This is a genomic window from Mesorhizobium sp. RCAM 05104 (assembly GCF_059683645.1).
The window spans coordinates 5,897,736-5,916,142 of the sequence record NZ_CM185033.1 but is presented as its reverse complement, the minus strand read 5'-3'; the positions used below and the strand labels follow the sequence as shown (position 1 = coordinate 5,916,142).

Genomic DNA, 18,407 nt, shown 5'->3' with positions numbered 1-18,407 from the left:
AGCCAAGCCTTTCGCGATCGTGCGGCCATGGCCGCCATGGGCCGCTCCGAAAGCGGAGGCACGAGGCGGCGAAGCTCAGGCGGATCGGGCCCTTCACCCGTTGACCGGCAGGGCCGTCGGCATGGCACGCGCGGTCAGCGGCAAGCCGCGTCCGGCATGGCCGATCGAGAATTTGGGGCCGACCGATGCGATCAGCCGGTGCGGCATCATGGCTTCCCACATTGTCGTACTTCCATTTCGGGGATTTCGAGCGGTGGGATGGCGGGGCGCCATCCCACCAAGGGGACCGGCCGGCCCGGGAACGGGTTGGGTACCGGGCCGGCCGGCGCAGCCGGTCAGGGTTGCTCGCCGTTCCCGGGCTGGGGCGGCGGGAGCTGCCTGTCGGGCAGGCCCCGGGGCCCGGCTGCATCATTCGGCGGGCCGCCCCAGGGGCCGGGGGGTGGTCCGTGGGGGCGTTCCGCCGAGGCGAGGATTTCGAGCTGGTCGGGGGTCAGCTTGGTGCGCAGCACGGTGATGGCGTCCTTCAGCTTGCCGGCCGAAACCGCGCGGGCGGTGACGTCGTCCGCCAGCCTTTCCTGGAAGGCGAAGGCATCGGGCTTGCCGCCCGCCGCATCGGGGCCTTTCGCCTCCGGCCCGCCAGGTCCGCCCGGACCGCCGGGTCCGTGATCGGGACGTGGCGGCGAAAGCATCGCCTGCAACGCGCTGGTGTAGTCGCGCCAGGCATCGAGCTGCTCGGTCCGCACGCCAATGCGGGTCTCGAGCGCGGCAAGCCGCGTCGCCAGCATGAATTCCGGCGGCGGTCCCATGCGGTGCGGGCCGAAGCCTTCCGGGCCAAAACCTTGCGGCCCAAAGCCTTGCGGACCTTGCCGTGTCGGCCCGTGCGGGCCGGGCCCATTCTGGCCGAACCAGGCCATCGGGCCGTGGTCCGGTCCATCCTGCATTGCCCCATCCTGCATTGCCATCATCGGTGGCGCATCGCCGGGCGCGGCGGGATCAGGCTGCGCCGCCAGCGCCGGATGGATGGCCGCGGCGGAAAACAGGCCGAGCGCGAGAAGTGTGCTTCGCATGATGTTGTTCCTTTCTCTCATGCTTCGTATGGCCAGGAGGATAGGAACCATCCTTTTCCGCTTTGTTTCGGTGTGTTTCCCAAGGTTTCCGCAAAAAGGAGATTTGTTTCCCAATGTTTCCAGCGGGGCACTGGCAACATTGCGTTGCAATTTTCCATGCCGTTTGCCGGCGGCTCTCCCTATAATCCGAAACGAACAGGCAAACGGGCGAGCAATGCAGGTACAACCCCATATCCTTGTCGTCGACGACGACCGCGAGATCAGGACGCTTCTCCAGCGCTATCTCGACGGCCAGGGCTTTCGCGTCTCGGTGGCGGCGGACCGGCGCGAATGCGAACAGAAGCTCGGCGCGGGCCAGTTCGACCTGCTCGTGCTCGATGTCATGCTGCCCGACGGCTCCGGCCTCGATATCTGCAGCGGCTTGCGCGACCGCAAGCCGCACATGCCGGTCATCCTGCTGACGGCGCTGAAGGAAGATGTCGACCGCATCATCGGCCTCGAGCTCGGCGCCGATGACTATCTCGGCAAGCCCTTCAATCCGCGTGAGCTCACCGCCCGCATCCGCGCCGTGCTCAGGCGCTCATCGCCCGAGGACGCGCCCGTGGCGCCCCGCCCCCGCGCCTACCGTTTCGCCGGCTACAGGCTGGAGCCCGACACCCGCAAGGTGACGGATGATCAAGGGGTGGCCGTCGACCTCACCGGCGCCGAGTTCGACCTTTTGCAGGTGTTCCTCGACCGTCCCGGCCGGCTTTTGTCGCGCGACCAGCTGCTCGACCTGACGCAAGGCCGCGAGCGCGATCCGCTCGACCGCTCGGTCGACGTGCTGATGAGCCGGCTACGCCGCAAGTTCACCGAGACCGGCGACGGGCCGCTGTTCAAGACGGTGCGCAATGGCGGCTACCAGCTCACCGCACGCGTCGAGACGGTGGAGGGCCAAGCGTGAACTCGCTGCGGCGTCGCCTCATCCTGTTGCTGGTCATCTCGATCGTCGGCGTCGTCGGCCTGGCGACGGCCGCCGTCATCAGCGTCCGGGGCGGAGGGCCGCCGCCGGAACTGACCGTGCCCTGGGTTGCCCAGCAGATGGAACTGGTGATGCGGCTGCTGCCTGGTCCGTTGCCGGACGTCCTGCGGGTCGACTTCAGCGACCATCCGGCGGGCGGCAAGGTGGCCGGGCCGGAAACGGCGATGCTCGGCGATATCCTGCACCGCCGCGGCTTCGACGTTGCCGCCATCGTCAGCGACAGGGTGGACAAGCCCGGCCAGATCGCCTCGGTGCGCCTGCCCGACGGTCGCTGGGCGATCATGCAGGTTCCCCACATCGACCCGCCAAATCGCGAGTGGCTGGTTCTCGCCGGCTGGATCTCGCTGATCGTGGCCGGCGCCACGGCCGTCTCGGTCTATTTCACCTCGGTGCTGATCCGGCCGCTCGAAATGCTCGAGGCGGCCGTCTCCAAGATCGGGTCGGATGGCGTGCTGGCCGCGGTGCCGGAAGTGGGATCGGCCGAGGTCAAGGCGACGGCGCACGCGCTGAACCAGCTCTCGTCGCGGCTGCGGACCGCCATGGAGAGCCGCATGCGGCTGGTCGCCGCCGCCGGCCACGATTTGCGCACGCCGATGACGCGCATGCGGCTGCGCGCCGAGTTCCTCGACGACGAGCGCGACAAATGGCTTCACGACCTCGACGAGCTCGACCGCATCGCCGACAGCGCCATCCGGCTGGTGCGCGAGGAGGTCAACCAGGATGCCGTCGAACCGGTCGAGCTGGACAGGATAGTGCGAGACATCGCGACCGAGATGGTATCGCTCGGCCATGTCGTGGCGATCGGCCATCTGGATGCGGTTTCGGTGCGCGCCGGCGCGCTCGGCCTGCGCCGCGCCTTGCGCAACCTGATCATCAACGCCGCCACCCATGGCAAGGCGTGCCGCGTCGACCTTGCCGCGGCCGACGGCCGCGCCGTGCTCACCATTTCCGACCATGGACCGGGGATTCCACAGGAGCTGCTCAACAAGGCGTTCGAGCCCTTCTTCCGCGCCGATCCCGGCCGCCTGCAATCCATTCCGGGCGCCGGGCTGGGCCTGGCCATCGCCAAGGAAATCATCGAGCGCTACGGCGGCACCGTGACGCTGGAAAACCGCAAGGGCGGCGGGCTGGCCCAGACGGTGGTGTTCGCGGCGGTGTGAACTGGCGCCCCACCTCCCCCTTTGTGGGGGTCCGAAGGAGGGGCGAGACCCCGTGGCTCGCCCCGGCAAGGTGCCTCGGCGAAGTCGAGACGGAGAGCGAGGCGACGTCGCGGGAACCCGGGAATGGCGAAGTCGGCTACGGCGCCACGCGGAGGTTCCTGCGGATACGCCGCCTGCCCGTTGCACGTGCTTTCTCCGCCACCACGCCGGCAATCTCGACCACGCCGCCCTCGCGCGGTCTGCCGTTGGTGGCCTTGTGGAGCCGCTCGTAGGGCAGCAATTCCTTGATCCGGGCATTCAGTGTCGCGATTTCGGCCCTGAGGTCCTCGCATTCCTGCCTCTGGACATCGAGCTGTATCTGTTCCGATGCCTGTTGCAGCGTAAGCTGTGAAAGGTTGGCGTTCACTTTCGAGAGGTTCATCTTGTCGTTTTCGTTCTCATGGGTGAGAGCAGCCAATCTTTCGTCGGCGATTTTCTTTTCGGCCATGGTGTCGTTCAATTCGGTCTTGAGCCTGGCGATTTCGCCGGCGGCCTCGCTGTTCTCGTTGGAGGCCTGCTCCAGTCGCGATTGCAGGTCCTGGATCTCCGAACGCAATCCGCGCATTTCCGCCTGACCGCGAGCCAGCTCGGCTTCCCTGTCGCCTTCCGCCATGCGGGCCGCTTCGATTGTTTCCGACAGCTTCGCCTGTGCGGCCTCAAGCGCCTTCTGGAGCCGCATCTCCTCTTTCTCGCTCTTGCCGAGCGCGGCCAGCAGTTCCGCGAGCCGCGCTGCATCGCTGGCATGGACCGTCGAGAGCTCGTCGAGCCTGTGGCGCGCCTGGGATTCCCGCTTCAGCGCCTTGTCGAGATCGAGCGACAGGCTGACATGCTTTTCCCGCAGCATCTTGCTCTCGCGCAAGCGCCTGTTGGCCTCGACCGTCCTGGCGGTCAGCCGCTTGGCGATGTCGCCGAACTCCGCCTCGCGTCTTGCGCTCGCATTGGCTGTCTCCACGAGTTCCAGCCTTACCGCGGCAAGCGCGGCACGAAGCGCCTCCCTCTCCTGAACCAGGCTTGTCTCGCGCTGTTGCAGCACTTCGTAGGCGCCTTCACGCTCGCGCAGCTTTCTCAACGCGTCGTGCAGATTTTCCGACAGCGTTCTCTGTTCCGCGCCCAGCCCGGTATTTGCAAGCTCCAGCTCGTTCGCGCGAAGAATGTCGCTGTGGAGGATGTTGAGGAATTCGCGCGTCAGATGGTATGAGGTCGCGACCTCCGAGAGCTTGCTGTTGATCTCCTCCAGATACTCCCTGGAATCATGGAAGAGCCCTTCAAAGGCATTCAACGCAGCCAGCCGGGTCTGGGTATGGGACGTCAGTCGCGGCGCGGTTTCGGGGCTGTCCGTATTGTCCGCACTCTCCGGATTTGCCGCATTCGCCTCGGGCGGCGCTTCGTCGGGCCCTGCCGCGGGATCCGCGACATCGTCGCTCCTTGGCGGCGCCCGGCCCTCGGCGTCGAGATCCGATTTCAGCGCGTCAGCCAGTTCGATCTGCAAGTCCTGGAATGTCTTGTCTACGTCTTCAGCACGCTTGATCAATGCCTTGAAGTTCATGCCCGAACTCCCCCACTCATCACCAACCCGGTACTTAACGAATTGCTAACATGACCCTACATCCACTGATTGCATAGGGGAAGCCCCCCATTGGTGGGAGGGTGATCCGGGACATTTGGGGGTTTGGATACTGCGAGTAACCATGCCGCGGCCGTGGAAAAGCTTGGGTTCCTCGCCCCCACGAGTGGAGGAAAGGCTCGGCCTCAAATGAATTCAGAGGAAGCTCGCTGGTGTGGCAGGCCCCCTCTCCGCCTCGCTACGCGAGGCACCTCTCCCCCGCTTTGCGGGGGCGAGGAAATGGCGTCCGCGCTACCCCGCCATCGCCAGCGGCCTGGCGCTCTTGTTTGGGATCTGGATGTCGATTTCCAGCGTCGACATGGTCTCGCCGCGGTCCATCGACACCTGCAGGTAGTCCTGGTCGATCTGCACGTGCTTGGCGATGACGGCCATGATCTCCTCGCGCAGGATGGAGACGAGGTCGGGCTGGCTGCGGTTGCGGCGCTCATAGGCGAGCAGCACTTGCAGCCGCTCGCGCGCCACCGGCGCGCTGGAGCGCCGCTTGAAGATGTCGAGCAGGCTCATGCCGCCCTCCTTCCCAGAAGACGATCGAGGAAACCCTTGCGTTCGAAGGGCACGACGACCGGCAGGTCCTCGCCTTCCAGTCGCCTTGCGGCGTCCAGATAGGCCTTCGCGGCCGCGTTGAGCGGCTCCGACAGCGTCACCGGCGAACCGAGGTTGGAGGCCCTGAGCACATCCTGGCTCTCGGGAATGATGCCGAGCAGCGGCGTCGACAGGATTTCCAGCACGTCGTCGATGGACAGCATTTCGCCGCGCGAAGCACGCGCCGCGTCATAGCGGGTGACCAGCACGTGCTTGGCGATCTGCTCGCCCTGCTCGGCCCGCAAAGTGCGGGCGTCGAGCAGGCCGATGATGCGATCGGAATCGCGCACCGACGACACTTCCGGATTGGTGACGATGACCGCCTCGTCGGCGAAGCGCATGGCGAGCTGCGCGCCGCGCTCGATGCCGGCCGGGCTGTCGCAGAACACGTAGTCGAACACCGAGCGCAGCTTGTCGATGACCTCGCCGACGCCCTCCTCGGTCAGCGCGTCCTTGTCGCGCGTCTGCGACGCCGGCAGCAGGAACAGCGTCTCGACCCGCTTGTCGCGGATCAGCGCCTGCGACAGCTTGGCCGAGCCCTGGATGACGTTGACCAGGTCGAACACCACGCGCCGCTCGGCGCCCATGATCAGGTCGAGGTTGCGCAGGCCGACGTCGAAGTCGACAAGCGCCACCTTCTTGCCGGTCTTGGCCACGGCCGCCCCAAGGGCCGCCGTCGAGGTCGTCTTGCCGACGCCCCCCTTGCCCGAGGTGACCACCACTACCTTGCCCATTGAAAAGCCTCCGTTGTTGTTTGTTTGTTGTCGGTCGGGCGGCTCCTTGCCGGCCGCCCGGTATCTATCGAAACGAATGTCAGCTCAGCGGCGCGACGCGCAGGCTCTCGCCGTCGAGAAACGCCTGCACCGGCTTGCCACGCGAGGACCCTTCCATCTCCTCGGCGGTGACGTACCAGCCGTCGACCGCCAGGAGCTCGGCCTCGTTGCGGCGGCAGAAGATGCGCGCGCCCTTGTTGCCGAGCGCACCCGCCGAAGCGCGCCCGCGCAGCGTGCCATAGACATGGATGGAGCCCGCCGCGATGATCTCCGACCCGGACGCGACCGAGCCGAGCACGATGACGTCGCCATGCGGATGCACGATCGCCTGGCCGGAGCGGATCGGCGACTTGATCATCAGCGTGCCCGAAGCTTCCTGCTGCGGCTCGCTTTCGCCCGCTTTGCTTGCGCCAGGCTTGCCCGCGCTGGCCGCATCTTCGCGACCCGCTCCCACAGCGTGTTCGGGCGCCTTGCCCTCGGCCTTGTCCGAAACCTCCGCCCTCGCCTTGCGGCCGGGCAGCAGGCCATCCGTCGTCGCCTCCTTGGCGCCGACCAGTAGCGGCGGCAGTTCGGCGCCGAGTGCTGCCCCTTCAAGCTCGATGGCATAGATGCGGATGCCGCGCGTCGCCAGCTCCGCCACCAGTGCGGCGATCTCGCCTGGCTGCGGCTTCAGCGTGTTGAGATCGAGCAGCACCGGGCGGCCGCTGAAATAGCCGGGCGAGTTGCCGATCCAGTGGTCCAGCCCCTCCAGCCAGGCCGCCAGGGGCGCGTCCGGCGTCAGCGTGAAAGCGACGAAGGAGCGGGCGCGAAAGCGAATGGATTTGGCCTCGAGGGGAGCGGCAAAGGTCACGGCTGGCGAATCCTTACTGATAGGTAAACGCTAGCGAGGGAATGGTTAACGAATGGTTAATGGGACGGATTGGTGCAACTGGGCAGCAGTTCGATTCGCAGGTCGGCCAACCGCTAATTAAGGCCTCTACTAGGCGAGGCACCGAATGTCTTGGTGGCGGTTTGCTGACTGGCAGCTTTTCAGCGTCCTATGGGCCAAAACCGCCATCGTGGGCGTCGGGAGTAGCGTCGTTGCGCCCACATCTACGCATTTGTGCTTTCAGCACTTCGTCCATCTGTCCACAACCAGCAAGGATCGTGGAAAGTTTTTCATGCTGTTTCGATTGATTCCTGAACGCGCAAGCATCAATGTCGATTCGTATGCTTCGGGGGGAAAAGCAATTGACTAGTTTCAAAAACCGCATGAGCACGGTCTTCTGACAGCATGGCCGGCAACCCGAATCAATTCTCAGCCGCGGAGCCTGGCCTTGGTTACATTTACCAATCAAGATTCGCACTTCTGAAGGCGCTGGAGCTTCGTGAAGATAGTCACGTATACATAGAGCGAAATGACGACGTCGAGTTTGTCGCCACAGACGGCAAAATCTCGCTTGGATCGCTCAAACACAAGGCTGTAGGTGAGCATCTATCGGACTTGTCGGTCGACTTCTGGAAGTCGGTGCGGGTATGGGTGAATCATTACAAGAAATCGGGCCGGGTAGGATCTGATGCGTCTTTCATCCTCTATAGCACCGCGACTGTTTCGCGCGGATCGTTTCTGGAGGATTTCGTTGGTGAAGGTGCCTCTGATGAAGTGCGCACTGCCAAGGCCGCAGCAATTCTTGCTTCGAGTGCATCCAAAGAAATAGAGAAAGTGAAAGCAGATCTGAGCGACCTCAGCGCCGAGGAAGCACAGGATTTCTACGGCCGCATAACTATCGCTCCTCCTGCGCCCCGCATTGATGAAGTGCCCGGGCTGATCGAGCCCCGGTGGCGCCTGATCAGGAAGGAACTCCGTATGCCGTTGTTCCTGAGACTGGAGGGCTGGTGGTCGGATTTGGTGATCAATGTTCTTACTGGCAAAGTCGGGCCTGCTATTAGGGTGCAGGATGTTAGCGACAAGCTCGCATTGCTAAACGAAGAATTCCGATCTGATAATCTTCCTATAGACTTCCGCAACAAGAAGCCGAACGAAATCGATGCCAAAAACGACAATCGCACATTCGTCGCGCAACTTCGTGCATTGAGGCTGTCAGAGCTCAGGATTCGGCACGCAATCATCGACTACTATAGAGCTTTCGAACAACGTTCGGCCTGGGCACGCGAGAGCTTAGTAGTAGCCGGTGAACTCGAAGAGTACGAAGATCGTTTGGTGGAAGAGTGGGAGCGGCATAAAGCGGTTGTTTGCGAGAAGATTGACGACAGCACCCACGATGATACCTGCACCGCAGCCGGCAACGAGCTCTACACTTGGGCGATCTCTCACACGGATCACCTCAGAATTCGTGAGCGAGTGACCGAAGGATACGTAGTGCGCGGCACTTTTCAAATGCTCGCCAACGATAGGCCGGAGCCGAAAGTCCACTGGCATCCGCGATTCCTAGAGCATCTGGCCAAGATCTTGGATCCAGCAGCATGAAACGCTGGGACCAACGTCCAATCGAAGTGCGAAACCTTTTCAATCCGGCCTTCTGTGGTTTGGTTCTTTTTCGATCTATGAGTGCCTTCCAAGAACGTGACCGTAGGGGAATGTCCTTTTCGTTGTCACTGTTGATCCTGCCGTTGACCCTACAGCGCCAATCACGTGAAATCCTCCAACATGGCAGTCGAAGCCACTTCCTCAAAGTCCTAGCCGAGCACCCGGAACTTCAAATCGGCTTTGCAAAGCGATGCACGGACATCTTTCCCTTTACGATGGAGGCCATGGGTGTGCTGACGAGTTTGCGCGTCATGGAGGTTCAGACTGGTGGTCGTCTGATTGTCCAGCCGGAAGGTGTGAAACGAACAATCGCTGGCACTGATGAGTCTAAAACCTGTCAGCGCACTGCGGTGTATTTGGGGAAAGAGTTCGCGAAAATCGGTCACGATAGCACGGTCTACTCAACGTTAGGCATACGGCCATGAAGATCAAATCGATACACATCTACAGTGACGACGGTCGGAAGCGGGATTTGCCGTTTCATGATGGCCTCAACGTTATTACCGGGCAGTCGTCCACTGGTAAGTCCGCCCTATCGGAAATCATTGAGTATTGTATGGGTCGATCAACCTTCAATATCCCGGAAGGTGTGATCCGGGATAAAGTCGCCTGGTACGCAGTCATCTTCCGCTTCAGAGGCGAAGAGGTCTTGGTGGCGAAACCAGCACCGGCGCCAGGCGCGTTGAGCTCTAGCAGCGTGATGCTCAGACGAGGTGCCGATGTTCGTGCGCCGGAGCCTGGGGAACTCGCCATAAATGATAGCGATGACGGCGTGATAGCGCTTTTGTCCCAACTCCTAGGCATCCCAGAGAACACGACCGATGTGCCGTTGGAGAGCAGTCGTGAGAGCTATGACGCAAATATCAAGCATACTTACTACTATCTTTTTCAGAAACAAGGAATTGTTACCAACAAAGATCAGCTCTTCTATCGGCAAAATGAACAGTTCCAGCCTCAAGCGATCAAAGACACTCTTCCCATTCTCATAGGTGTGTCGGGAAAGGACAAATTTACTTTGGAGGGCCAACTTCGAACGGCGCAACGTGATCTCCGTCTGAACGCCAAGCTCGTCCAGCAGGCACAGGAAGCCGTTGACAATTCGGAGCAACGGGCAATCGGTCTGCTTTCTGAAGCAAGGGCGGCGGGCATTCCCGTTAGAACAGGCGGTGGTGCAGAGGTCATCGACATGTTGCGCCAGGCTCTCAATTGGCAACCGGAAACGGTTCCAGATGACGACAGCGATCGTGTCGCATCTATTGAGGATCAACTAGCTTCCATGCATATCCACCGGCGCGATCTCCAGAAGCAGATTGAAAGCGCTCAACAGTTCGCCAAGCGCGCAGATGGATTTCAAGGCGAGGTTCTTGAGCAACGAGACCGCCTCACTTCGATAAAGGCGCTGCCTTTCAATAAGGAGACCGGCGAATGGCAATGGCCGTTTGCCCAACAAAATATGGGTATGGAAACACCCATCGCCTCAGCATTGCTGTTCGAGCTGGAGAATCTAGACAGAGAATTGGAAGCTGTGACAGGCGAGCGACCAGCCCTGGAGGCATATCTACTCAGCCAAACTAAGGAGGTCGCTTCCTTAACAGATCAGATGCGCAGCAAGGAAATCGAATTGGCCTCGGCAATCGCCACAAACGAGATTATCGCGCAACTGGGCAACAGAAATAACGCCGCGTCTCGTGTGGTTGGACGCATAAGCCTTTTCTTGGAGAACCTAGTCACCGATGAAGAATTGACGCGACTTTTGAACGAGCAACGTCGGCTTAAGGCGCGCGTCGCGGATCTAGAAAATCGCTTGGGTGCTGACGAATCCGACTCGCGCCTAGCTTCGACGCTGAGCAATATTGCCATGCACATGTCGGGATACATCCGGGATTTGCATGGCGAATTCAGTCAGTACCCCGCAAGGCTGGACCTTCACAATCTTACGGTAGTGATTGATCGACCGGGAAGACCAGTCTACATGAATAAATCGGGGGGAGGACAGAACCACCTCGCCTACCATCTGGCGGCACTTCTTTCCCTTCACCGTTTCGCTTCGAACTACGATCAGCCACTCCCTAGATTCATGCTTATTGACCAGCCTACACAAGTCTACTTTCCATCCGAAAGCGCGTACAAGTCCGTTGACGGGTCTGTTGAACAGACCGAGCAAGCGCCCGACGCCGATCTCGCGGCAGTACGTCGTCTGTTTGAGTTGCTTCGGCGCTTCACCACCGAAGATGCGCCTGGTTTCCAGTTGATCGTTACTGAGCATGCTAACCTGCGTGACGACTGGTTCCAAGAAGCGCTGGTCGAAGATCCATGGACGAAACCGCCAGCCTTGGTTCCCGACGACTGGCCTGAACTACCTCTGGCGTGACCGCCTAGCACATGGCGTCGCGCGTCACCAACGCAGACGATTGGCGATCTGTCTGGCTTCAGATAGATTGAACGCTCATTGAGATTTGATGACCTATGCTCTTTCAGACATCGCGACCAGACAATGAGCTTCATCCTAGCTTCGTCAGGTTGCGGGACGACCCAAGGCTCGCCTCTGGTCGGTCGTTGATGGAAGAAGCGTTTGGTCGGTTTCCTGATCGTGACGGCAATTTCGTTGAACAATTTCAAACGACAGGATTCGACAGCAGAACGTTCGAACTCTACGTAAGCGAATTGCTCAGATCGGAGGGTTTCGTTCTGAGCGGCGCGGAGCCTCAGCCAGATTTCCAGGCTTCAAAGAACGGCGTTTCGCTTACTATCGAGTGCACGACGGCCAATCCTACGGACAGTGGCAACGGGGCTCGATTGACGCCCTATCGCCCCATGAACGACCGCGACGCTTCTCTGGATGATGTCAAGGATCGTTCGCACAATGAGATTCCAATCAGAGTCGGTGGCGCCCTCCACTCCAAGATGATGAAAGGCGTGAAAGTCGGCGAGAACCGGGTGAAATACTGGGAGCTACCCCACTGCCTCGACAAGCCGTTCATCCTTGCGGTTCAAACGTTTCACGAGGATGGTTCGCTCAGCTTCAGTGATGCAGGCGTAGCCGAATACCTTTATGGCATCGCTCATCGTCCTGAATGGGACGATGACGGCAACCTGATTGTCAAATCGCAACCTTTATCAGAGCATGTTAGAAAATCTGACGGTAAGAAAATTCGGTCTGGCTTTTTTTACCAGCCAGATGCTGAAAACATATCTGGCATTCTTTGGTCGAATGCCGGCACTGTCCCGAAATTTACGCGAATGGGGCTGGGCAGCACCTATCCGAGTGATGATGTTATTGCTCTAAGATACGGGAATTACTACGACTGGGACCCCAACGCCCATGCGCCACTGCCCTTCGTATACATGGTCGCGCAGGAGAATGCTCCGGAAGAGACTTGGGGACAAGAAGCTGTGTTCTTCCACAACCCCAACGCGACTCATCCGATTGTCAAAGGTCTATTCAGCGCTGTCTCTGAAGCAAGTATTGACGGGAGCGGTGTATACAGCGTCAAATCGAACAAAGAATTCTTTCCATTTATGTCGATGACCAGCTTCTTCACAGGCGATAGAAGGATCGAAGAAGCAATCTCGATGGGAAATTTCTGGTGGGAGGTTCTTCAGATGGCTTATCAGGCTAGCTCACAACGAGAAGGAAACCCTATGTGGTCGTGAGTTGTTGGAGATTTTTTATGTTGCTTCACGCGAAAGACATATGCTCCAACCTCAGGATAATGAGGCGCACAGCCTCCGCTGTATCAAACCAATCACGGAAGCGTGCGGCGTATAGCCATTGCGACAGTCAACGCAAGAGCCAAACGGCCCCCTCAATGCCGCTTGAAATACTGCACATCCCGCTGGTGCTGCTCAGCCGCCTCGCGCGTCTCGAACGTCCCCAAATTCCGCCTCTTCCCGGTCTTCTCGTCCTTCTTGCGTGAACAAAGCCGGTATTTGCCGTCCTTGAGTTTGCGGATCATCTCGCTCTCTCTTGGCTAGGCCCGATCAGGATTTCCGCTTGGCCTTAAGGCTGCGGGCGACTTGCTCTGTCGCGGCGCAGGTGCCCAGGCGGTCGATCAACTCCTTCGCCGCCGTGGCTCGACGTCGGGGCGGTGCATCAGCTCCCGGCGCCCACCTTGACCGTGTCGCCGGCAGTGAGCGTCGTGCCGACATTCGCCCCCGCGCCTTGCTGTCGAAGCAGCTTGTCGTGCTAGGATTGCCCGTCGGGCTGCTTCAGCGCAACGCGGCCGCCAAGCGCCGGTTCGTACGCAGCCGGTTCGTACGCATGAATAGACCGCCAGGCCGCCGGCAAGATTTTTGCCGCGAATTTCGCAAGAGCAAGGAGACGTCGATGAGCGCAAGGGGCCGATTTTTCCGTAGCCTGGTGGCAGGCCTCTTTGCCGGCGTCTGCCTGGCGGAGACCGCCCTGGCGCAAGACGCGGGGTGCGGGCTGGTGCCGGTGGCCGGTACGACCCGGCAGATCCTGAAGTGTCGGGAAGGCCTTACCATCATCATGGAAGACGGCGCTCGGTTCACGCTGAAGGACAGCGATCGAAACGGCAATGCCGATGCGGTCAAGTTGCGGCGCAAGGCGCTGCTGCTCGACGCTCCGTCCGGCTCGGTCCCGGGTGGCTTCGCGGTTGTCACCCCGCAGGCGATCGCCGCGGTGCGCGGGACAAAATGGGTCGTCGACGTCGGCCAGGGCAAGACGTCCGTTTTCGTCCTCAGGGGTCGCGTCGCCGTGCAAAGGCCGGCCTCCACCGCCGGCGTGGTCCTCGCACCGGGCGAAGGCGTCGACGTCGAAGCCGGGACAGCACCATTGACCGTCAAGCGCTGGCCCACCAAGCGCGTCACCGCATTGATGGCCCGTTTCGGCCAGTGAACCCGCAATGAGCCGACGAGCGCTTCCGACGCTTATCGCGCTCGTCCTGGCGGGTCTGTGGGGCGCCGGCCTCGGCTTCGCGCACTGGCGCGGCGACATGGCGTTTCTCGATCGCTTCGAAGCGACGATGACCGATCTTCGAACGCTTTTTCGCGGACCGGCAACGCCACCGGATCTGGTCACCATCGTCGCGATAGACGACGAAGCCGTGCGGCACGAGGGCAGCTATCCGCTCAGCCGCGCCACGCTGGCCCGGATCGTCGACACGATAGGGCGCCTTGGCCCGAAAGCCATCGCGCTCGACCTGCTGCTGGTCGACCCCGGGGCAAAGGACAATGACGAGGCGCTGGCGCGTTCGCTGGGCGGCAGCAGAAGCGTCATCGCTGCCGCGGCGGTCTACCCCGGAGGCAGGCAATGGACACTGGGCGAAGGCCCCCTCGCCCGCGTGCCGGATGCCGAGCGGTTCCTGTGGCCGCTCAGGGCGTTCTCGGATGCCGCCGCTGTCGGCGTCGTCAATGTGATCACCGACCGGACGGGAACGCCCCGCTTCGTACCGCTGCTGTTTCGGGCCGCGGACCGGCTAGAAGCGTCCTTCTCCCTGCGTGTCGCCACCGTGGCGGCGGGAGAGGATCCAGAAATCGCCCCCGATCATCTGTCGCTGGGCGGACGGTCGATCCGGACGGACATCGGTCACATCCTGCCCCTGGCATTCTATGGCCCGCGCGGCACGATCCGCACGATCAGCGCGGCCACCGTGCTGGACGGCCAGCTCGATCCCGGCATCATCCGGGATCGGATTGTCCTGATCGGAGCGACCGCGACCGGCACCGGCGATGTTTTCCCGACACCGTTCGATCCCGTGCTCCCGGGCGTCGAAGTCATGTCGACGGCGATTGCCCATCTGATGACCGGCGACGGGATCGTGCGCGACCGCTCCGTTCGCCTTGCCGATGCCGGCTTCGCGGTGGTGCTGCCCATGCTTCTTGTCGGGCTCTTGGCGTGGCGGCGAAACGCCAGCGGCCTGGCGGCGGTCGCCGGCGTGGTCCTGCTCTGGGTCGTGGTCAACATGACGGCTTTCTCACACCATATCTGGCTGAGCGCCGCGCTGCCGATCACCGCCGCCGTTCCGCCGGCCATCCTGTTCGGGGCGGCGCAGCTTTGGCTGGGCAGGAGCCGGGCGCAATTTTTCGCCACGCAGAGCCAATTGCTGCAACGCGTCGAAGCCCCGGGCATGGGGGAGTGGCTCGCCAGGCATGGCGACTTCCTCTCGGACCCCGTCCGGGGAGACGCCGCCATTCTGTTCATCGACCTGTCCGGCTTCACCGGGCTGAGTGAAACATTGGGACCGATCGCCACACGCGAACTCCTGAACAGTTTTCATGCGTTGGTCGACGAGGAAGTAACGGCCTGCGGTGGCGTCGTCACCAGTTTCATGGGCGACGGCGCCATGATCCTGTTCGGCCTGCCGCAACCCTCAGCAAATGACGCCTTCAATGCCGCCCGCTGTTGCGTGGGGCTGTCGAGCCGCACCAATGCCTGGCTCGCCTCGCTGCCGGCATCGACCGCGTCGCGGCTCGGCTTCAAGATCGGCGCCCACCACGGAACGATCGTCGCCTCTCGGCTCGGCGGCGAAGGCCGTCAGCACATCGCGGCCATTGGCGACACGGTCAACGTCGCCAGCCGCCTGATGGAGATCGCGGCCGACCACAATGCCGAGGTCGCGGTGAGTGACAAGATGCTCGAGGCCGCCGGCCGCGACTGCGCGCTGTTCAAATCCGGCGCCCTGAGAGGACCCGTGGAAACACAGATCCGTGGCCGATCCGGCTTGCTCGCGATCTGGTTTTGGCAAAGTGCGCGGACGCCGCAATAGATCGGGGACAGCGTGACCGGCGGGCGTCCCGCTCGGCAATGCTACAAAGTCATCATGTCCCGTCCAGGTTGTGGACACTTCCTTTTCAAAGGCGCACTCTTGGATTGCGAAACGCATGCCAGAGTTTCGCCCAACACTTCGCATGCTTGAGGTGCGTCGGTGACTGTCCGACCTGTCCGGATACTTCCGGCTGGGTATGATTCTCATTGTGTCGCCTATCCGTGACCAGGCTATGGCCTAACGCACGTTGCAGCCTGTTCCGGATCAACTGGGAGGTAACAACATGCATAATTTTCAACGCAGGGAACTTCTTGTTCAAGGAAGCGCGGCTCTTGTCGCGATCGCCGCTCTTCATACCTCGCGTCGCGCCTACGCTTTTCCAACACAGGCGGGCGGGGAGGTTGTTCCGTGGCTGGATCAGCCGACCGAAAATCCCAATCCAGCGGGTATCAAGACGCAGCTTGTCTGGGAGGATCTGGATAGCTGGATAACGCCAAACGACAAGTTCTTCAGCATCTCGCATTTCAATCGACCAACGATCGATGAGAAGACCTGGTCCATGCAGATCGAGGGGCTGGTCAAGAAACCCCTGAAGTTGACGCTCGCCGACATCCGGGCGCGGCCGCGCCAGGAGGTCGTTTTCACGGTGGAATGCTCGGGCAACCACGGTTTTCCCTTTTTCACCGGCGGCATCGGCAATGCCCGTTGGGCAGGGACGCCGCTCGCGCCGATCCTCGAGGAGGCCGGCGTGCTGCAAAATGGCATCGAGGTGGTCTTTTTCGGCACCGACGAAAGCGAGATCCCGATACGCGACGTCAAGATGAAGCAGAATTTCGCGCGCAGCATGTCGCTCGCCGACGCCATGAATCCCGGCAATCTGCTCTGCTATGAAATGAACGGCGCCGCCTTGCCGGCGGCCAATGGTTTCCCGCTGCGGCTCATTGCTCCGGGCTGGTACGGGATCGCCAACGTCAAGTGGCTGAAGCGCATCGAGGTTCGCGACACCCGGTTCATGAGCCTGCTGATGGCCCGCGACTATGTCACCATCCGGGAGGAAGACCACAATGGCGAGACCGTATGGGCCGAGACCTCGGTGGGCCGGGCGCTGATCAAGTCGGCCCCGGCGAAGGTCACCCGGAAAGGCTCGGACTACGCCATCGTCGGGGCAGCCTGGGGGGCACCGATCGACCGGGTCGAAGTGCAGATCGATCAAGCGCCTTGGATGCCGGCGACCATCGACCACAGCGAGGAGGCCGAACACGCCTGGAAGATCTGGTCCCTGGCATGGGCGAACCCCTCGCCGGGGGAACACACCGTGACCTCGCGCGCGGTCAGCACCACGGGACAAATTCAACCCGCGATGGACGACCCCTTGATTGCCAAGAAGCACACATATTGGGAGAGCAATGGCCAGGTGACGCGGCACGTCAAGATCGGTTGAGAAGCCAAAGCGCCGGCAAGCCCGCGGGAGGCCGACGAAGCGGCGAAAATTGTCATGCCGTCGCCGCGCGGCATGACAATTCGAGGCGTCGTCACATCGTGCGTACCAGCCCTCACGCCGCGAGTTGGACCTCGCGGGCGGCCGTGATCATGACACCCGCGAGCAAGGCGTAGGCTGCCGCCCAGGCCTCGCGCACCGCCGGCGTAAAAGCGGGGCCGAGGCCGGCCGCCAGCGTCTCGATCAGCGCTTGCCCGACGATCGGGTAATGATGCTCTTCGACACCGTAGCCGACGTGACGCTTGGCGAGTTCGCGCACGATGGGCAGGATGGTGTCGGCACGATCCAGTCCATGCACGACGAAGCCCAGGCTCGCCATCAGCTTGGCGCCTTGCTTGGTCATGTCCCTCACCGGAAACAGCGCCCGAAGGTTCCCGTCGATGGCGAACAGGCGTTCATAGAACAGGGCGGCGGCGGCCACGCGTATCGGGACGACTTCACGAAAACTATCCTGGACAAGTCTGATCTGGTCGGGCGTCATCGGCGCGCTCCTTTGGTGCTGGCCTCGGTGAGCCGCGACCATCCTCCCGGAGTGTTTCGCATGCATGTCGCCAGTCGCGTCCGGGCGTTTCAGCCCGGTCTCGATCTGGTCTCAGGTTGCGTTATCGTTCGCCGCCAGGGCTGGGCCTCACGTGACCAAACCCTTCCGGCTCGGCAGCCGCCAGCCGCCTCAATGCCGCTTGAAGTACTGCACCTCGCGCTCGTGCTTCTCCGCCGCCTCGCGGGTCTCGAACGTGCCGAGATTGCGCCGCTTGCCGGTCTTTTCGTCCTTCTTGCGCGAATAGAGGCGGTATTTCCCGTCCTTGAGTTTCCGGATCATCTCGCTCTCCCAGCTCCTGGCTAAGACCGCCGCTTGCCCGTGAGGTTGCGGGCGGCCTGCTCGGTCGCGGCGCGGTCGCTGCCCAGCCTGTCGAGCAGTTCCTGCGCCTCGTCGCCGGATATGCCGGTGCGCACCGCCAGTTCCTCGACTGTCAGGACATCGGAGCTGGCGATCTCGCGGGTTTGCGGCAGCGCATCGTCGGCCGTCAGCGGCAGCGCCGCCTCCCTGTCGATCTCGGTCGCGGCCTGGTACCAGTGCCGCTCCGGATCGCCACCGCCGTCGCGTTCCCACAGCTCGTATGCGCGCTTCTGGATCTTCTCGTGCCGGTCGTCGCCCATGGTCATTCCTCCTTTGCGTCAAGGAAGAACGCCGCACCAATCCGAACGATCCAAAAAATTTGCGTGATCGTTGGCTGGTCGGGACGAAGGTCCCCCGCCCCCATGAAATGGGGGAGAGGTGGCTCGGGCGAAGCCCGAGACGGAGAGGGGGAATGGCGCGGCCTTGGGATTGGCGGGGGCGAGGAACCTGCGTCTTGCGGTCCGCTCGAACCGGCGCGGCCGCCGACGGC

General features: G+C 62.0%; 19 protein-coding genes. 9 read left to right on the top strand and 10 right to left on the bottom strand.

The features are described 5' to 3' along the window. Positions 1-93: 93 nt before the first annotated feature. On the bottom strand, positions 94-222 hold the full coding sequence (locus tag AC56QP_RS28970) for a hypothetical protein (RefSeq protein WP_489862373.1): 129 nt from the start codon (positions 220-222) through the stop codon (positions 94-96). A gap of 113 nt (positions 223-335) precedes the next feature. Continuing rightward, positions 336-1,067 carry a hypothetical protein gene (locus tag AC56QP_RS28965; RefSeq protein WP_489862374.1) on the bottom strand — a complete coding sequence of 244 codons (732 nt, stop codon included), beginning with the start codon at positions 1,065-1,067 and terminating at the stop codon, positions 336-338. Between the two features lie 214 nt (positions 1,068-1,281). On the opposite strand from AC56QP_RS28965, the gene AC56QP_RS28960 reads away from it, so the two are divergent. Together AC56QP_RS28960 and AC56QP_RS28955 are read left to right on the top strand one after the other, a co-directional pair. Next, positions 1,282-2,010, top strand: coding sequence for a response regulator (locus tag AC56QP_RS28960; RefSeq protein WP_489862375.1), 729 nt, complete (start codon positions 1,282-1,284; stop codon positions 2,008-2,010). Beyond that, positions 2,007-3,248: an ATP-binding protein gene (locus AC56QP_RS28955; protein WP_489862376.1), complete on the top strand. Its 1,242-nt coding sequence runs from the start codon at positions 2,007-2,009 to the stop codon at positions 3,246-3,248. The genes AC56QP_RS28960 and AC56QP_RS28955 overlap by 4 nt, the downstream gene beginning before the upstream one ends. Positions 3,249-3,384: 136 nt before the next feature. Here AC56QP_RS28955 and AC56QP_RS28950 read toward each other — a convergent pair whose 3' ends face one another. The 4 genes from AC56QP_RS28950 to minC all read right to left on the bottom strand — a co-directional run bounded on the left by AC56QP_RS28950 (position 3,385) and on the right by minC (position 7,116). Next, positions 3,385-4,833, bottom strand: a complete 1,449-nt coding sequence (locus AC56QP_RS28950) for a coiled-coil domain-containing protein (protein ID WP_489862377.1) — start codon at positions 4,831-4,833, stop codon at positions 3,385-3,387. Positions 4,834-5,142: 309 nt separating this feature from the next. Beyond that, positions 5,143-5,415, bottom strand: a complete 273-nt coding sequence (gene minE, locus AC56QP_RS28945) for a cell division topological specificity factor MinE (RefSeq protein WP_091585453.1) — start codon at positions 5,413-5,415, stop codon at positions 5,143-5,145. Beyond that, on the bottom strand, positions 5,412-6,227 hold the full coding sequence (minD, locus tag AC56QP_RS28940; protein WP_091585454.1) for a septum site-determining protein MinD: 816 nt from the start codon (positions 6,225-6,227) through the stop codon (positions 5,412-5,414). The genes minE and minD overlap by 4 nt, the downstream gene beginning before the upstream one ends. A 79-nt stretch (positions 6,228-6,306) precedes the next feature. Next, positions 6,307-7,116: a septum site-determining protein MinC gene (gene minC, locus AC56QP_RS28935; protein ID WP_489862378.1), complete on the bottom strand. Its 810-nt coding sequence runs from the start codon at positions 7,114-7,116 to the stop codon at positions 6,307-6,309. A 423-nt stretch (positions 7,117-7,539) separates the two neighbouring features. On the opposite strand from minC, the gene AC56QP_RS28930 reads away from it, so the two are divergent. The 4 genes from AC56QP_RS28930 to AC56QP_RS28915 all read left to right on the top strand — a co-directional run bounded on the left by AC56QP_RS28930 (position 7,540) and on the right by AC56QP_RS28915 (position 12,447). Then, positions 7,540-8,733 (top strand): ABC-three component system protein, encoded by a 1,194-nt coding sequence (locus AC56QP_RS28930; RefSeq protein WP_489862379.1) that lies wholly within the window; start codon positions 7,540-7,542, stop codon positions 8,731-8,733. Continuing rightward, the gene (locus AC56QP_RS28925; RefSeq protein WP_489862380.1) at positions 8,730-9,218 is read left to right on the top strand and encodes a three component ABC system middle component; all 489 of its coding nucleotides are present in this window, start codon (positions 8,730-8,732) and stop codon (positions 9,216-9,218) included. Before AC56QP_RS28930 ends, AC56QP_RS28925 begins: the two co-directional genes overlap by 4 nt. Further along, a complete protein-coding gene (locus tag AC56QP_RS28920; protein WP_489862381.1) occupies positions 9,215-11,164 on the top strand; it encodes a DUF3732 domain-containing protein in 1,950 nt (649 codons plus the stop codon). Before AC56QP_RS28925 ends, AC56QP_RS28920 begins: the two co-directional genes overlap by 4 nt. A 188-nt stretch (positions 11,165-11,352) precedes the next feature. Next, positions 11,353-12,447, top strand: coding sequence for a hypothetical protein (locus AC56QP_RS28915; RefSeq protein WP_489862382.1), 1,095 nt, complete (start codon positions 11,353-11,355; stop codon positions 12,445-12,447). Between the two features lie 152 nt (positions 12,448-12,599). Here the strand turns inward: AC56QP_RS28915 and AC56QP_RS28910 are convergent, their stop codons facing one another. Further along, the gene (locus tag AC56QP_RS28910; RefSeq protein WP_489862383.1) at positions 12,600-12,749 is read right to left on the bottom strand and encodes a hypothetical protein; all 150 of its coding nucleotides are present in this window, start codon (positions 12,747-12,749) and stop codon (positions 12,600-12,602) included. Between the two features lie 371 nt (positions 12,750-13,120). Here AC56QP_RS28910 and AC56QP_RS28905 point away from each other — a divergent pair, with 371 nt between their 5' ends. The 3 genes from AC56QP_RS28905 to AC56QP_RS28895 all read left to right on the top strand — a co-directional run bounded on the left by AC56QP_RS28905 (position 13,121) and on the right by AC56QP_RS28895 (position 16,962). Further along, positions 13,121-13,651: a FecR domain-containing protein gene (locus tag AC56QP_RS28905; protein ID WP_489862384.1), complete on the top strand. Its 531-nt coding sequence runs from the start codon at positions 13,121-13,123 to the stop codon at positions 13,649-13,651. Positions 13,652-13,658: 7 nt separating this feature from the next. Beyond that, entirely contained in the window at positions 13,659-15,521 is a 1,863-nt protein-coding gene (locus AC56QP_RS28900; protein ID WP_497100955.1) for a CHASE2 domain-containing protein, read from the top strand. 283 nt (positions 15,522-15,804) lie between these two features. Continuing rightward, on the top strand, positions 15,805-16,962 hold the full coding sequence (locus AC56QP_RS28895; RefSeq protein ID WP_497100956.1) for a sulfite oxidase: 1,158 nt from the start codon (positions 15,805-15,807) through the stop codon (positions 16,960-16,962). Between the two features lie 112 nt (positions 16,963-17,074). Here AC56QP_RS28895 and AC56QP_RS28890 read toward each other — a convergent pair whose 3' ends face one another. The 3 genes from AC56QP_RS28890 to AC56QP_RS28880 form a co-directional block, all read right to left on the bottom strand. Then, the gene (locus tag AC56QP_RS28890; protein ID WP_489862385.1) at positions 17,075-17,500 is read right to left on the bottom strand and encodes a globin family protein; all 426 of its coding nucleotides are present in this window, start codon (positions 17,498-17,500) and stop codon (positions 17,075-17,077) included. A 189-nt stretch (positions 17,501-17,689) separates the two neighbouring features. Next, positions 17,690-17,839 carry a hypothetical protein gene (locus AC56QP_RS28885; protein ID WP_013894378.1) on the bottom strand — a complete coding sequence of 50 codons (150 nt, stop codon included), beginning with the start codon at positions 17,837-17,839 and terminating at the stop codon, positions 17,690-17,692. A 20-nt stretch (positions 17,840-17,859) separates the two neighbouring features. Then, positions 17,860-18,177, bottom strand: a complete 318-nt coding sequence (locus tag AC56QP_RS28880) for a DUF2934 domain-containing protein (RefSeq protein ID WP_489862386.1) — start codon at positions 18,175-18,177, stop codon at positions 17,860-17,862. Between the last annotated feature and the right edge of the window lie 230 nt (positions 18,178-18,407).